We start from the raw sequence: 15,792 nt of genomic DNA on the forward strand, positions 1-15,792 counted from the left end.
CATCGAATCCAAAGTGACTAATATAGAGTCAAGAATAGACAGCATCGAATCCAAAGTGACTAATATAGGGTCAGACATTACTGGAATCAAAGAAACTGTAATTCGTATTGAAAAGCAGCAGCAAGAGGATGTGCTTGCACTCTTGAAAGTAGTTGATTCCAATGTGACCGAAATCAACGAACGCCAAGAGGAAACCGACCATGTGATTGATGTGTTAAGTGCTAGGACGACCAGACTCCAGGCGAAGACTGAGCATTTGTCCAACCTTGATAATTAATACAAACACAACGCCCGAGGATATTGTTTACAACAATTCACCATGATTAACCAACCAACTCTAACAAACTTGCTAATTACTACTTCATCCAATAACCATTTACTTATAAAGCTATAAAAATAGCCATCCGCTCACAATATCCCGTACATACTACGCGATACTTACAAAGAGGATGGCTATTTCATTTGCATATCTGAAATGTATAGATAATAACTAAGATGAGCTGCTCTCTGTACTGGACTGTACGTTTTCCTTACCAAGTACTGCACGTCGCAAAGGACTAAAGCCTCCATACGTGCCAGCACGCCACAGCCATTCCAGCGGACCCATGTTGTAGCGTTTCAGCCACCAGCGGCTAAATAATATTTGTAACGAAACCACAACAAGAGCAATTATTGCCCCCATCCACAGAGGAGCATCCCCAGCCTCTTGCCAAATGAAGTGCAGGACCCCCATCGTGATAATGGTTTGCATTAAATAGTTGGTAAATGCCATCCGACCTAATGCAGATAGCCCCTGGAAAGATTTCGCCCCGTAACGGGCCACGAGCCGCAGCAATGTACATACATAGAAAACCGCTAATGCTTTTCCTGTTACATGCGTATAGAACGTTACGTCCGAAGGTTGATACGCACTTGGGCTAGACATAAACACTTGCACCATAGGAATAAACAACAATCCTGTTAAAATAAGTGCGCTCCACTGCACCATTCTTATGTTCTTTCTCTGCTCCTCACGAGGCTGGAACCAGCCTTGACGTGCAGCAAATATCCCTATCAAGGCACAGCTTACGATATCAAGCAGCATCAACAAGCTATTCGGCAAGCCAATTGTAAGGAAGAAGGTCATCCGCTCACTCATATTCGGTACATGCGGCAGAAGTACACTCACATCGGCATATTGATCAGCAGGTATGAACGCCGTCAATGCTAGTAAGCCGTTGAATATACTCAACATAACCAAACTCCAGACGATGAGCGTCTTTGATGAACGCTTATAAAAAAGGAGTAGCAGCAAACCCGCCAACGCGTACGTATTTAGGATGTCTCCAATCCATAACAGCACGACATGAGCAACGCCGACTACGAATAGAAGCAACAGACGTCTGCTCATCAGTTTATTTGCAGATAGTCCCCGATTTTCTGCGCTTTTCATAAAGAGATGGAAACCCGCTCCGAATAAAAAGGCAAAGATCGTATAAAACTTCGTTTGAATAAATAAGTCATACAACCATCTTACTACCGCATCTGAACCAAATGCCGTATCGTAAAATAAAACGCCACTACCAACCATCTCCGGAAAGTTAACGATAAAAATACCGATAATCGCAAATCCCCGAATAATATCCATTGTATCGATCCGCTGACTTTTCTGTATTTGCATGGACAATGAATCTCCTCCTCACGTAAGATGCATAACAACCTATGCTGTCACTATATTTCATCAAAAAGACAAAAACAAAGCCATCTATTATTAAATTTCACTTAACCTATTGCGAACAAGTAGAAAAAGATGGAATATAAAAGATGTAAGGTGACCAACTTAATAGGAAGGGTGTTTATATGAGAAAAGGTTCGTTGTTCGGTCCACTCATGCTGTCCATCGCTTTACTAGGAAGTGTATTATGGCCTCACGGCCCAATAACAGCTTCCCCCAGTATTCCACAGGCTGCCTTGAATGCCACTTCACTTGAGCAACATGCCGTACCGGATCATCTTCAGCAGGACAAGCTCCAACTCCAACATGCTCAACAAGCATCATCTACACCTACGAAAGCATCTACATTAACGACGGAATCTCCACTGGCTACTACGAATCCAACACCATCTGCCATACACAACAATCCAAACACTGCAATTCCTGTTGTCACTTCCGTTGTTTATTCCGATACAATCGCCGAAGCGAACGGTCAACGCTGGTATACATTCCAAACGACCAATCCTGGAAAGCTAACCGTCTATTTGCAAACCGTACAAAATGCATCCATCGATTACAACTTGCACTTATTCCGCTTGGATACGACTACTTACAACTTAGTCGAACAGGAAATCTCCTCCTATGGTCCAAATACAAACGAGCTATTAAGCCGCATTGCTCCAGCTGGCATCTATTATGTAGCTGTCAACGCACAAGCAGGCTTCGATGCAGTCAATCCGTATTTATTTACGATCCAAGAGTCTCCTGTGTATGACAGCGCCGAGCCTGATGATAACATCTGGAAAGCTAAGCCGCTCACTAACGGTATCCATGTAAACCAAACCATCGATAACTTGTTTGATGAGGACTGGATCAAACTTACTGTCACAGCGCAAAAGTCATTCCGTCTCAAATTTAACAATACCGCCCCTAATACGAATTACCAAGCTCAAATATTCAATCAGAACCTGCAATCTATAGGAACGATTAATCAAAATACGAATCAGGATCTCATCGCCAACTTTGCGGCAGGTACTTATTATGTTCGTGTACAATCCTTATCCGGATTTGATGCTACAAAAACATACAACTTAGCCATTACTGAGTTTAAAGCACCTACGAAAGTAACTATTTCTCACGTTAGCACCATATCCGATATTAACGCCGGGCAACGCATTAACTATGGATATGGCTTGAAATGGAGATTTAAAAATTCAATAACGATTTCAGGTACGGCTTACGATGCTTCTGGCGCACCTGCCTTCAACGCCCCGATCACCGTTGCTTTCCAGACCGTCATCAATAATAAAGTTTATCAAGCAAGTACAAACACAGGCCCGAGTGGTGCCTTTACGGTTACGATTAACGGCGTACAACCAGCTGCTGGGCAATACAGCTCACCTGTGACGGTATCCACACACTACTTTGATATTATCCCGCTTGGCGTCTACTACAACGGAAACTCGTTAAGCTCCAATGATACTTCCCTCTACCATTGGGCTTACTCTATTTGGACGGGATAAGCTAGTTCTAGCTTCTTTTATACTCCATACTAAATAATACGAAATAAGGTCTTGGCTATTCCTTGTGGACAAAGGAATAATCAGGACCTTTCTTTTCTCAAAATGACGTCTATCCCCAGCATGCCATGCATACGATGACTTGTACACCTTGTACTATTTAATTTGTAGGAGATGGGGAGTGATCATTATGAATGCATTTCTAACCTATGTCTTTCTCGGGATTTCACTATCAGCCCCGATTGGCCCTGTAAATGCTGCCCAGCTTGAACGCGGTGCAAAATACGGCTTCCTGCACGCTTGGCTTGTCGGCCTAGGCGCTATGGTCGCAGATCTTATCTTTATGCTGCTTATTTATTTTGGCGTTGCTCACTTTCTCACTACACCGTTTATGCAAACGTTTCTGTGGTCTTTCGGCTTCTTTGTCCTTATGTATACCGGTATTGAGACACTTATGAACGTAAAGCAACAGCAGCATGCGCTGCAATACCGCAGCGCAGAGCCAGCTTCTAAGTCATTTCTATCGGGATTTCTAATGGCAATCTCCAGCCCTCTCAGCATACTGTTCTGGCTAGGTATTTATGGTGCTGTATTAGCTAAAACCGTGGAATCACAAGGTGTAGGGCACATTTTATTTTATAGTGCTGGGATCTTCGTAGGTATTTTATTATGGGACTTCATTATGGCAGGCTTCGCCAGTACATTGTATCGATATGGAAGCTCACTTGTATTGCAAATCATTTCCCTGCTCTCTGGACTATCCCTTATTGGCTTTGGGATTTATTTCGGCATAGAAGCAATCATCTCTATATTCGGATAAACAGCTGAGTTACCCCTTTTCTACAACTATTTATCGGGACAGTCACCCAGTTCCTCTCCACTCCATAAGATGTAGCAAAAAAGTGGAGGTGGAACGATGTCTGTTCCAACACTGCTCACAAAGAGCTGGATCGAAGCTAATCTACTGGAACTGCCCCGATGGCAGCAGCATGCATACCGCAACTTCGTAGAGATGGTCGCTGACAAGGAGAATACTTATCCTTGTGTACCTGCGAGACTAGGATTTCTAGCAGACAGCTTGCGATTCGGTTTCGTTGATGATGCAAGGACCGAGCATGCACCTGCCCATTTGGCCTCTCTATTGCAACAGTATGGAGAGTGCTCCCGAGAAACAGGTCCGTACGCCTCCTTAGTCGTTCTGTTCGATACCCCTGAAGATTCGATCGGGCGTTCTACGATTGAACAGTATGAAGAACTATTTTGGTCTTTATTAAGCCGTGTCAGCAGTCATGATACTAAGGATTGGCCAGAGCATATCGCCAAGGACCCTGCTCAGCCGAGTTGGGAATTTTGCTTTGATGGAGAGCCCTATTTCGCGTTCTGCGCGACACCAGCTCATGTCTTACGCCGCAGCCGTTGGTTCTCCCACTTCATCCTTGCGTTTCAACCCCGTTGGGTATTTGAGAACATTAACGCTTCTACTCCTCTTGGCAACAACCTGAAGAAAGCTATACGCAAGCGACTAGCTGATTATGACGAGATCCCTATTCACTCATCCTTGCAATGGTACGGACAAGAGGGCAATTTGGAGTGGAAACAATATTTTTTACGAGACCAAGATGAACTGCCTTCAAAATGCCCTTTTTCTTATATGAAAAATGTATTTAAAAAAATACGCTCTTAAAGCCGCGCAAGAGTGGATTGGAATGTTGAAATGGCATAATGCTCTGAGACCCGTTCACATCTCGATCTCTAGAGCATTATGCTAGGCTGCTAATGCGCTCCATCTTGTTTCCACCTCTGATGCATCATAAACGTGACCCCTCCGATAACCGCAACGAACAGTAAGCTGACAAATAGCCCTGGCCTGCTCGACTTGTCCCACACTGTGCCTACGACTGCAAGTCCAATTAGCAGCAGGGCAATAATAGCCTGCATTTTCCCCCACCAGTTCAGCGGTATAAGCTTCAAATAAGAGAGAACTACACTTGCCCACGTGTACATTAGCACAAGGCCGCCTGCCGTCGTAATATGCTCGAAAATACGCTTTGGAATAAAGTACGCAAGTACGATGGAGACGATAGTACCCGCACAAGTGACACCTAATGCGGAAAGCGGGAAATCACGCTTCCCTTTTTGAGCGGACAGCCCTCGGGGGGCATCACCGTCTTCTGCCAGCGTTACTAACACAATAGTAACCGCATACAGCGAAGCAGCAACGGATGAAAAGCCCGCAACAATAAGCACGCCATTAAATATATTTACGATAATGGGCATTCCCCCATGTCTTAAGGCACTAATAAACGGACTTTCCGATACAGGAAGCTGCTCTAGCGGAACCCACAATAAGACAAGAGCAATAGCAGCCAGATAAAGTGAAATAGTAGTAGCCAACATGACTCCTCCTGCCTTCGATGCCTCCTCGGGGTGTTCTAATTCAGCTGCCATCAAGCCCATTACTTCAATGCCTGCAAAAGCATAGAAAGCATAAATAAACGCCTTCCATATCCCCATCACGCCTGATGAAAAGAAGCGTTGTGTAAGCTGCTCATAGGAGATGGCAGAACTCGTTCCTTTGAACAAGCCAAATACTACACCAACTCCAATCATAATAAACATGACGAGCGCCGCTAGCTTGACGATAGCTAGTACACTTTGCGTTGCTTCTAGCACTTTTATGCCAAAGAAAATTACAACCATCCCCAACAGCGCATAGCCAGTTGCAAACATCCATAGTGGTATGCTAGGAAACCACAGCTGCGAAAATAGTCCGAGCGCCATCAAAGAGCTGCCCAAAATAAGCATTTCTGAGGACCAATATAACCATCCGCTGCCAAAGCCAGCCCATCGCCCAAATGCAAGTTTGGCATACGTTCGAAAGGAGCCTTTAGCAGGCTCCATAGCAGTTAGCTTCGCTAGTGCCTGCAGGACAAAGTAAGTGCCAATTGCAGCAAGTAGCAGCAATAGCAAGATGGCATAACCGCTTTTTTGGATCGCTATGCTCGTACCTAAAAAGAATCCCGTTCCTAATGTACAACCGATGCCGAACAAGGATAGTCGCCACCAAGGCATTTTAGCACTTGTTGATTCAGATGAACGTTGTCTTCGATTGTTATGGTGCTTCGTATTAGCCATTGTGCTTATCCCTTCCATACCCGATAGATCTTACTATGGTCTTGAGGAAGGAGCTTTATGTAACTCACAAATAGAAAAAGCCAGACACAGCCTTTCGCACATCCATACGATTGGCCCTTCCAGCTTAATAACGCGCACCCGCTTGATATTTTCTTATAATTTGATTGACGACCTCAGAGAAGACAAGGCCAATCGCGATGCTACCTGATAACATAAAAGCTTTAATCGTCAATTCGATAGCTAGCGTATAGTTGTTTTCCACCATTTTTCTCATCGCATCGTAGGCCACCCCCCCAGGTACGAGCGGAATGATACCGGCTACACTGTAAACGATAATCGGCACCTTGTACAGCCTTGCGAACAGTTGACTGACGACAGCAACGAGGAACGAGGCCGCTAATGTAGCTGGAATGACATCAATGCCCATATTGATACTAAGAACAATATATACACACCAGCCGGCCATACCAACGAAACCACATTGCAGCAGCGTTCTGCGCGGTACGTTAAAGATAATGCCAAATCCAGCCGTAGAAATAAAGCTTGTAATCAAATGCTCCGTGAGCATGGCAATCCTACCCCGTTTCCTCCGTTAATAAATCGACATAACAAAAGCAATGCCCGCTCCAATGGCGAAGGCGGTCAGAAACGCCTCTGCACCCTTAGACAAGCCTGATACAAGGTGTCCTGCCATCAAGTCCCGCACCGCGTTCGTTATGACTAAACCCGGTACGAGCGGCATCACGGCGCTAATTATAATTTTATCCAGCTCATTCCCTAACCCTGCCTGATAACAGAAATAAGATAGTAAACCAGTGATCGTCGCAGCCATAAATTCAGCGAAGAACTTGATTGGAATCAACCTGTGTACATAAATATAAGACACAAATCCGATCCCGCCTGCGATTAGCGCTGGCAAGAAGTCTGGCCATGTTCCGCGGAACATAATGGCGAAGCAGCCGCTTGAAATCGCTGCAGCAGCAATCTGTAACCACACAGGATAAGCTAGATTCGCGCTATCTATTCGTTTCAGCTTCTTATATGCCTCTTCTGGCGATAATTCGCCTCTCGTGATCGCTCTTGAGATATCGTTAACCAAAGTTACCTTTTGTAGGTCTGTTGAACGAGTCGCGATCCGAAATAACCTTGTTGTAGATACAGCTCCATTAATTGCAAAAATAATACCTGTTGGAGTTACATAGCTGTGAGAGTTCTCATATCCATAGGCATCAGCAATTCGCATCATCGTATCTTCTACACGATACGTTTCCGCACCGCTAGCCAGCATAATTTTCCCTGCCAATAAGCATATTTGTGTAATCTCAACATTTCCATTCGGATGAACGTGCATGAATGAATCTCTCCTACGAAGTAGCAATTATCAGGATTATATCCTTTTCCGATCGTTTTTGAAAGAAATGTCTGCTTCATTTTCATGAAAAAAGAGTGCCTTCCTGTCTAAGATGACAGATAAGCACTCCATTTATCCACTAATGTGGCACCAATTTGGCTACCGACTTGCTTTTACAGCAGGTTCAACTTGATTGGCATTCATCACAGCTTTGTAGGAGATGGACTCCAAATAGTTATATTGACTCTCCACGTATTTACTATCACGTTTCACAATCTGATCGTTCTTAATGTAGTACGGATCAAACGCCATACTCACCTGTCCGTTATCTAATGTAAGATGCAGCAGTCCCGTATCTGCATTGCGCCCCTTTACATAATTGGGGAAAAGGAAGTTCCCAATAGAATAGGCAATCGGCTTACCTTTATAAAATTCAAAGCCTTGCAATACGTGCACATGGCTGCCGACGATAGCATCCGCTCCTGCATCAATAATCTCTTTGGCATACGTGCGCTGCCAAGGAGCAGGACGATTCTCTTTCTCCACACCCCAGTGCATGTACACGAGCAAGTAATCGCAGTCTTTACGCTCACGCTTGATGACAGGCAGTACACTAGATTTATTATAGGCTTCAGCAATACCCGGCTCGTTGCCATTAGCGAACCAATACGTTTGAGGGATGAAGCGTGAAAAGGCTAAAAACTTCACTTTCTTGCCATTCAACTCTACCGTGTGGGCTTTGTATGCCTCTTCTTCGGTTCTTCCTCCACCTACATAGGGGAGATCCGCCTTCTCTAAATGCTTGAGCGTATCAAGGAATCCTTTATCCATAAAGTCAAGCGTATGGTTGTTCGCAATAGACACGAGATCGAAGCCCGCATTTTTCAATCCTTTTAATGCAATTGGATCAGACTTGAAGTTATATAGCTGATTCGTATCTTTCACATGATGCGTTGTAATGGCCGTTTCCAAGTTAACAAAGGCATAATCCGCCTTTTCAATTTCTGACTTTACGTGAACATACGGATAATCCGTGCCTTTCTTGCGGATTGTCTCTTTCACTGACCAATCCATCATCGCATCTCCAGCGAACAAAAGGTGTATCGGTTCGTGCGGAGAGGCGGATTGCTGTTTATTTGGATCCCGTTTACGTACCGCATTCCCCACTTCTTCGTTACTACTCGGTCCCTGCGGGGCTTGGCTCGGCTGCTTCGCTGTAGGACTCGTTACTGGTTGTTTCTGAATCTGTACTTGTTCCACACCTTTATGCTGGGCGATTGAAGGCGAATGGTTTAGATTGAGTTGCAGCCCTTCTTGCTGCATCCATACGAGCACACCACCAATCGCAATAAGCAATAATGTCCACGTAGCCCAAAACAGGGGGTGAAAACGATATTTATGGCGTTTCTTTCTAGACATACGCATGCCGTAGAGCTCCTTCACTTCGTTGTTCCATTAGCTATATAAGCCTAAATTTATGATCCATCATATACTAGCGTGCAAGGAAAAAGGTCTCAATTTCTTTAATATTAACGAATTTACAAAAATATGCATTCATTATGTATGTAATAAGCCGCTGCATAAGAGAACGGGCATAAAGTTCTCAGCAGCGGCTGTTATAACTTGTTCCATTTTAGAGGAGAGGAGAAATGAATCGTTTGGTTTAATCAATCTAACAATCTATTCTTACAGCACGCTCTGGCTCTTCCCCTTCATACAAGATGAAAGCACGTGCCTTCTCATCACTTATTTCTACAAACTCCAATTCAATTGTTGTTTGGTGAATAAAATAACGCGTCTCTGTTGCAGGGTGAAGAGCCATAATCTGACCGTCAATCGTCAGAAGCAAGCGATCATCTTCGGTATCAACTTCTGCTTGCACCGCATTATCTTCTTTCTCAAACCGATAACAACCCTTGTAATTATTATAAATATCGGGGGATACTTGGATAGATTTTCTCGGAGGTGTAAAGGCAGGTACCTCATAAGGCTCATCAAATAATATATGTTCTACAGCCTTTTCTATGGCCTGAAGATAGCCTAGATCATGGATTACATTATTGAGAAAAATGACGGTCTTTTTTTGCTCAATATATCGCTTATAATCCGTTGCATAACCAGGCCATCCACCACTGTGGCTAACTAGCATCCCTCGGTTATCCTCCTTAGAGATAAGCCAACCGTAACCATAGGGGAACGTTTCCCCGTTATTCAACCGTGTAGGTGTAAATGCCTCTACCAGCGATTCTTTTGTGATCAACTCACCTTTGCTTAAAGCTTGATCCAATTTCAATAAATCAGCAAGAGTTGAATTCACAGTACCGTCACCTTGCATACCATCCAAATAGATAACCATTTCTGTCTCAGGAAGTGTGTCTGGAAGCACGAAGCGTTCCTCTTTCACATCCCACACATATCCGAATGCATAGTTGTCGATCGTTGAACCAGAATATCTGCGGTTATATATAAGCGTATCTTTCATACCAAAAGGCTCAAATAAATGCTCTTTCATAAAGTCTGGGAAGCTCTTGCCGCTTACTCGCTCCACAATAATGGCAAGCAGCACATATCCCGTATTGCTATATTCCCACTTATCTCCGGGGGCAAAACGGACTTCAGGTTGATGCTCGACTAACAGCTCCAACATACTTTGATTGTTCGCAATATCATCTTTGTCCCAGTGTTCCGTAAACAAAGTCATATAGTCAGGCAATCCCGAAGTATGCTGCAGCAGATTCTTAATCGTAATGGATTGATAAGGCAGCTCTGGAATCCATTTCTCTACCAAGTCATCAACTTGCAGCTTGCCATCTTGAGCCAACAGTATAACGCCCAAGGCGGTAATCGGCTTGGATACAGATGCCAGCTCAAAAATAGAATCTTTGTTTAGCAGCTGCCCCTTCTCCACATTTGCATACCCGAACGCACCATCATAAATAACCTGCCCTTGCTCTGCTACTAGAACCGCTCCATTGAACTGTCCTCTCTCCGCAAGGATATTGAATAACGTTTCTAGCTGTTGTTGTTTATCCGCAATTAATCTACTCATAACTAGCTCCTCCTATCCCATATTCAATCCTGTATGGTCCTTTTGTGATGCTAGAGTCTGTTCTGTATCAGTCTCGGCCAGCCAACTCCTGCTCGACAATACTTTTCAGCTTGAGCGTAATATGCTTGAGCTGCATCACCTCATCCATCGTTAACTTTGTATAATAGCGCTCAATGATGTCCTGTTCAACCTGCTGCATTTGTGCGAAATAATCCTCGCCCTTTTCACCCAAGCTCACTAATATTTCTCGCCTGTTATTCGGGTTGATCTCCCGCTTCACATATTTGGCTTTATCTAGCTTACTAATAATTTGACTGACAGCGCTCGATGACACCTTCATTTGTCCCGCAATTTCTCGAACGGTTACTTGCTTCTGTTTATACAAGACTTCAAGAATTAAAGCCTGCTTCACGGATAAATCGAGCTCCATAACCTGTTGATAATAGGGCAGCAGCATCGTGTTAAGCTCATACTCTGCTTCATTTATTTCTCTTACAATGGGAATAAGTTCATTTATTTGTTTATTCATCTTAAATGTTAAGCTCTCCTTATTGTTAAGTTAACTTAATAATAAGGTATCATTATTTTCCACAATTTTCAACCCACATAATTACCTGTAACAATGAAAAAACGACTGCCCCCAGTACAGTCGGTACTAGAGAACAGCCGCTATGAAGCCGTAAGCTATTAAGATGTTAACTACCACTTACTATCGTTGTTATTTCCAATCTGTTAATTGAGCAACAGGAATACGAGACGAAGGACGTCCTTCTTGTTTTTCTTTACCGATCGTAATTAGCATAATCGGCACATAGCGCTCATCAACTTCGAACTCTTTCATGAAGGAAGGAGCGTGGAAACCTCCGATTGCATTTGTTCTCCAGCCGCGCTCTTGTGCTGCATACATAAATGTCATCGCTGCCAAGGAGCCATTAATCAACGCAGCATTATGAGCGACCTGCTTATCTCCATATGCGCGATTGATTTGACCTTGCAATGATGCTGCAACCTCTTCTGCCAAGAAGCCCGCTTTGACTGCAGGCAAAAATACATCATCGAAGTGACGATAAGCTTCTGTATCACCCAAGATCGCTACTGTAGCAGACGCATCTACGACTTGCTGTTGATTGTAAGCAATAGGAAGAAGCTTCTGCTTCGATTCTGTGCTCTGGATTACTACAAATCTCCAATGCTGCAAGTTCCAAGCAGAAGGAGATTTCGCTGTTAGATCAAGAATCTCTGTCAGTTCTTCGCGGGAAATCTCTGCATTTGTATCGTATACTTTTACGGAGCGGCGCTCATTAGCCACTTCTGAAAATGATTTCGTCATGATCGTTATAGCTCCTCATCAGAAAGTAATCTACTTATATTTTGTAAGTAAATATAGTGTATAGGAAAATTGATTTTGCTGTCAATCACTAGCTATTATCTGTGCCTATAAGGAGATTGCCCATTACACTCGCCCGCCCGCATGCATAATATGGCTCAGAATCTATACGAAGTGAGGGACGTACATGGCTAATTTCTACGCAGCTTACAGAGCCAAAATTAAACATGCCGATCAATTGCTCCAAAAGAAAGGAGTTGTCGGTGTTGGTGTTGGCTATAAAAATCCGAAGCAGCCCAAGCAAGGCGCATGCGTAATTATCTATGCAGAAACTGCTTCTGCCGTAAGTACAAGCTCTGTTCCAACAGCCGTATCTACAACCGTACAAGGCAAAGTCGTGCAAGTTCCGATACGCACCATTGTGTCTGGAAAAGTTAAAGTTTTTTATGATGCCAAGGCTAAAGTCGCCCCTTATACCGATCGCATCCGTCCCGTTCCCGGCGGCTATAGCGTAGGATATCCCTCACTACCCGGTTCCCCTGGGGCATCTGGAACGGGTGGTTTGATTGCCATTAACTATCCTGCTCGAACCCAATATTACGTATGCAGCAACAACCATGTTCTCAACCGCAACAATTCAGCAGATTATACCGAAACGATTCAGCCTGGAGCTGCTGACAGTGGGCAAGCAACCACGGACGAAATCGGCAGATTAGATAGATTCATCCCTTTGCAAAAAACAGGCGACAACTATCTCGATGCAGCCACTTGCATTCCACTAGACAACCGTTTATTAAGTCCCACTTACGCGACAGTTGGAGTCATACCAGGCCATTTATTAACGTATCGGGTTGGCGAAGTGTTCAAAAAAGTAGGTCGTACGACAGGCGCTGTTACAGGTACAGTAGAATCTGTGCATACCGATTTCACCGTGAACTACGGAGATTACGGTGGACTTGGTGTCATTCAGTTCCGTGATCAGTCTGTCATTTTAGGTGCGACACCTACTTCATTGCCAGGTGACTCTGGATCGATCTGGCTGCGCAGCAGCGATAATTATGCTGCCGCTGTAAACTACGCAGGTTTCGAGGATGGACTGCGCTCCATTTCCTACCCTTTCAACTGGTTCTCTCAGTTATTCGATGTGCGGGTTGCTCAGCCGAATCTAGGAGCAGGAGATATTAAAGGGATTCGGATGAAAAGCTACTCCTATACCCGTCCTTTAACGAAAAAGCAGATAAGCAAGCTAAGGTCAGTACTAGCTCAAAAAGCAACAGAAATCACCAATTACCCATTTTAGCAACGCTTATCTTTCATTAGCTTCAGGGAAAAACACAAAGAACCCTGTGATAGGGTTCTTTGTTCCACTGCATCATGTTTACATTTCACGTCTAACAAATACAAGTCTTTCGCTTATGCCCTACACGATTCATCGACTCCACTTTCACTATATAGTCCGTTGCCAGCGGAACTTTACATGCTGTATTGCCGACATCTACACTTACTTTTCCAATATGGGCTGCAACAACCTTCGCCTCATCGTGAAGAGCTTTCACATAGGTGCCTACACTAATCACAAATCCGTTCATCGTATATCGTACTCGATTGCGTTCTTGATGAATTGTACGCGCTACTTGCCCTAACAAGCTACGTATTTCCTCGATATCCAACTGTTCATCTGGTGTGATAGATAAAAAGTTAGCGTACGTGCTCCACCCACAAATTGCTGTCGTTTCCACCTCGGATCGAATCCATTCACGGGCTAACTCTACCGCATAATCGCTCTCTGCTGCCACACTTGCCACCGTATATTCCGCAGGTGCATGCCATTTGGCCTGACTCACCCAACGCTGCAACTGGTCTTTTGTCATCAACTTGGGACTAGCGGACAACCCTGCTAAATACATAGCATCGTAGTTCCCCGTCTCATATAGCGCTAAAGCCAGTTCTTGATCTTTCTTGACGTACTTGACTAGCTTCTTCATGTCACCGACTTTAACCCCAAACAACGGCTCGGGAGCTCCATGGCGCATATGTGTTTTCTTCGTTTGCTCTGTACCGAGCGCTTCCAGCTTGCTCATCATTTCTTCTATGCTCAAAGGAACGATACCACCTTTTCGTCACTGCTCTAGTCGTTATGATCTGACTTCAACAGTTCCAGCTTACCATAACGCTCTGCCTCATCTGTAGAATCAGACTCCACAAAATGTTTGAGCATCGAAAGCTTGTTATCCCAGAACCGTTCGTAATAGGATAACCAACGCTTCAACTCTTGTAGTGGTTCAGACTCTAGTCGATAACGTGTTTCTCGACCTACCTTGCGATCTTTAACGAGCCCTGCTTCGGCCAATATGCGTAAATGCTTAGAAACTGCGGTTCGGCTCATTGGAAAATGTCCGCTAATTGCGGTAACCGGCATCTCTTGTTCACTCAACAGACTTAACAACTGACGACGCGTAGGATCTGAGATAGCCTGAAACACATCGTACTTCGGTTGAGGAGCAGCCATCTTAACCCTCAATCGTCTTGCTCAGTTTTTCCAAAATACCTATCCAGCCTTGACTCATACGCTCACGCACCTCCGTATGGCTTTGGCCGAACTCCGTAACTTTATCTGCATCCCAACCTCCATGGATAAGGGTAAACTCGGTCACATCTCCTTGCTCTTCCAGCAAGAACGTAAGTGTCCAATCTTTCCCCCATGTAAACGATAGCTTATGCGGCGGATCAATCTCAGTCACTTCACAAGGCGACTTACCGAACGGACCAGCCTCCAAGTGAAACTTATGGCCAACAACAGGTTCAAAATCACTCGGCATAAACCACACTGCGATTCCTTCTGCTGTGGAAACGGCATCCCATACTTTTTGGATCGGTGCCTTTAATTGTACGGTTTTACGAACTTCCGCAAATGTTGATGCATTGTTGAGATTCATAGTTAATTCCTCCTAAGGGTAGCAAACCATATGTGCAATATATTGCTCGTTAATAAACTCAATATCCAATATGCTCTTACAATTGTTATGCCCTAATACGAAACCATTTGGTTTCGCTTTTAAAGTTAAGTATAGGTCACCAATTCGTCTTGAGTCAACTTAGAACCCCTTCCTTCATCTGCCTAACCTCCGTGATGCAGAGCCAATACCTAGGATCTTAAAATTCAGCACATTTTCGTAATGAAAAGGAAACTTTGGGGAAATAGTAATGCTTGTTGGAAATTTAGATGAAGAAAGATGGTGGAGATGGTATGCAACAGTGGCAGTGGAATGTAGGCTCCCACGAATATACAAGAAAGTCTGGGTGGACAATTGCGAAATGCGCCACCACTCTAATGTTGGCTATTGCGCTGATCGTTAGTATGCCAAATACGACTTCAGCACTTGGCAAAGGTTCGAAAGGACCTGATGTTTACGTCGTTCAAGGTATGTTGAAGGTGTTGGGAAGCTACTATGGCAACATAAATGGCTATTTCGATGAAGCAACCGTACGTGCGGTCAAACATTTTCAGAAGAAGCATGGCTTACCGGTAACTGGCTATGTAGATAACCGGACGCTAGAAGCAATTCTATATGCGTATGACAGTGTGAAAATTCCAAGGCATCATCGTGGTCGAGGCCACGGCGGATTGCGAGGCAGTGGGCAAGGCACTGGCCAAGGGCAAGGTAGTGGCCAAGGGCAAGGCACCGGCCAAGGGCAAGGCACCGGCCAAGGGCAAGG

16 protein-coding genes and 1 pseudogene are annotated in these 15,792 nt (G+C 44.3%); 6 read left to right on the top strand and 11 right to left on the bottom strand.

What is annotated here, in order from left to right:
* Positions 1-277, top strand: a pseudogene (locus H580_RS24310) (hypothetical protein); the annotation flags it as partial.
* A gap of 213 nt (positions 278-490) precedes the next feature.
* Here the strand turns inward: H580_RS24310 and H580_RS24315 are convergent.
* Positions 491-1,660 carry a DUF418 domain-containing protein gene (locus H580_RS24315; protein WP_084509240.1) on the bottom strand — a complete coding sequence of 390 codons (1,170 nt, stop codon included), beginning with the start codon at positions 1,658-1,660 and terminating at the stop codon, positions 491-493.
* Positions 1,661-1,839: 179 nt separating this feature from the next.
* Here H580_RS24315 and H580_RS24320 point away from each other — a divergent pair, with 179 nt between their 5' ends.
* The 3 genes from H580_RS24320 (at position 1,840) to H580_RS0114215 (ending at position 4,897) form a co-directional block, all read left to right on the top strand.
* The gene (locus tag H580_RS24320) at positions 1,840-3,216 is read left to right on the top strand and encodes a carboxypeptidase-like regulatory domain-containing protein (RefSeq protein ID WP_051217473.1); all 1,377 of its coding nucleotides are present in this window, start codon (positions 1,840-1,842) and stop codon (positions 3,214-3,216) included.
* Between the two features lie 187 nt (positions 3,217-3,403).
* The gene (locus tag H580_RS0114210; RefSeq protein WP_028595368.1) at positions 3,404-4,033 is read left to right on the top strand and encodes a LysE family transporter; all 630 of its coding nucleotides are present in this window, start codon (positions 3,404-3,406) and stop codon (positions 4,031-4,033) included.
* Positions 4,034-4,129: 96 nt separating this feature from the next.
* Positions 4,130-4,897, top strand: coding sequence for a YqcI/YcgG family protein (locus H580_RS0114215; RefSeq protein ID WP_036605285.1), 768 nt, complete (start codon positions 4,130-4,132; stop codon positions 4,895-4,897).
* An 89-nt stretch (positions 4,898-4,986) separates the two neighbouring features.
* Here the strand turns inward: H580_RS0114215 and H580_RS0114220 are convergent, their stop codons facing one another.
* From H580_RS0114220 to H580_RS0114250, 7 genes are all read right to left on the bottom strand, one after another.
* On the bottom strand, positions 4,987-6,348 hold the full coding sequence (locus H580_RS0114220) for an amino acid permease (RefSeq protein WP_425414131.1): 1,362 nt from the start codon (positions 6,346-6,348) through the stop codon (positions 4,987-4,989).
* A gap of 124 nt (positions 6,349-6,472) precedes the next feature.
* The gene (locus H580_RS0114225) at positions 6,473-6,916 is read right to left on the bottom strand and encodes a threonine/serine exporter family protein (RefSeq protein ID WP_028595371.1); all 444 of its coding nucleotides are present in this window, start codon (positions 6,914-6,916) and stop codon (positions 6,473-6,475) included.
* 24 nt (positions 6,917-6,940) lie between these two features.
* On the bottom strand, positions 6,941-7,699 hold the full coding sequence (locus H580_RS0114230; protein ID WP_028595372.1) for a threonine/serine exporter family protein: 759 nt from the start codon (positions 7,697-7,699) through the stop codon (positions 6,941-6,943).
* Positions 7,700-7,858: 159 nt separating this feature from the next.
* Positions 7,859-9,124 (bottom strand): CapA family protein, encoded by a 1,266-nt coding sequence (locus tag H580_RS24325; RefSeq protein WP_084509238.1) that lies wholly within the window; start codon positions 9,122-9,124, stop codon positions 7,859-7,861.
* A 247-nt stretch (positions 9,125-9,371) separates the two neighbouring features.
* Positions 9,372-10,748, bottom strand: a complete 1,377-nt coding sequence (locus H580_RS0114240; protein ID WP_036605287.1) for a serine hydrolase domain-containing protein — start codon at positions 10,746-10,748, stop codon at positions 9,372-9,374.
* A 67-nt stretch (positions 10,749-10,815) separates the two neighbouring features.
* Positions 10,816-11,277, bottom strand: coding sequence for a MarR family winged helix-turn-helix transcriptional regulator (locus H580_RS0114245; protein WP_028595374.1), 462 nt, complete (start codon positions 11,275-11,277; stop codon positions 10,816-10,818).
* A gap of 189 nt (positions 11,278-11,466) precedes the next feature.
* Positions 11,467-12,078 carry a nitroreductase family protein gene (locus tag H580_RS0114250; protein ID WP_028595375.1) on the bottom strand — a complete coding sequence of 204 codons (612 nt, stop codon included), beginning with the start codon at positions 12,076-12,078 and terminating at the stop codon, positions 11,467-11,469.
* 184 nt (positions 12,079-12,262) lie between these two features.
* Here H580_RS0114250 and H580_RS0114255 point away from each other — a divergent pair, with 184 nt between their 5' ends.
* Positions 12,263-13,375: a chymotrypsin family serine protease gene (locus H580_RS0114255; protein WP_028595376.1), complete on the top strand. Its 1,113-nt coding sequence runs from the start codon at positions 12,263-12,265 to the stop codon at positions 13,373-13,375.
* Between the two features lie 91 nt (positions 13,376-13,466).
* Here H580_RS0114255 and H580_RS0114260 read toward each other — a convergent pair whose 3' ends face one another.
* The 3 genes from H580_RS0114260 to H580_RS0114270 are packed head-to-tail and all read right to left on the bottom strand — an operon-like array spanning position 13,467 to position 15,011.
* Positions 13,467-14,174, bottom strand: coding sequence for a DNA alkylation repair protein (locus tag H580_RS0114260; protein WP_028595377.1), 708 nt, complete (start codon positions 14,172-14,174; stop codon positions 13,467-13,469).
* Between the two features lie 29 nt (positions 14,175-14,203).
* Positions 14,204-14,584, bottom strand: a complete 381-nt coding sequence (locus tag H580_RS0114265; protein ID WP_028595378.1) for an ArsR/SmtB family transcription factor — start codon at positions 14,582-14,584, stop codon at positions 14,204-14,206.
* A 1-nt stretch (position 14,585) separates the two neighbouring features.
* Positions 14,586-15,011 carry an SRPBCC family protein gene (locus H580_RS0114270; protein ID WP_028595379.1) on the bottom strand — a complete coding sequence of 142 codons (426 nt, stop codon included), beginning with the start codon at positions 15,009-15,011 and terminating at the stop codon, positions 14,586-14,588.
* Positions 15,012-15,298: 287 nt separating this feature from the next.
* On the opposite strand from H580_RS0114270, the gene H580_RS25535 reads away from it, so the two are divergent.
* Positions 15,299-15,792: peptidoglycan-binding domain-containing protein (locus tag H580_RS25535; protein WP_169449370.1), on the top strand; the 494-nt coding region annotated here is incomplete at its 3' end.

Source organism: Paenibacillus assamensis DSM 18201, assembly GCF_000422445.1.
GTDB lineage: Bacteria > Bacillota > Bacilli > Paenibacillales > Paenibacillaceae > Paenibacillus_B > Paenibacillus_B assamensis.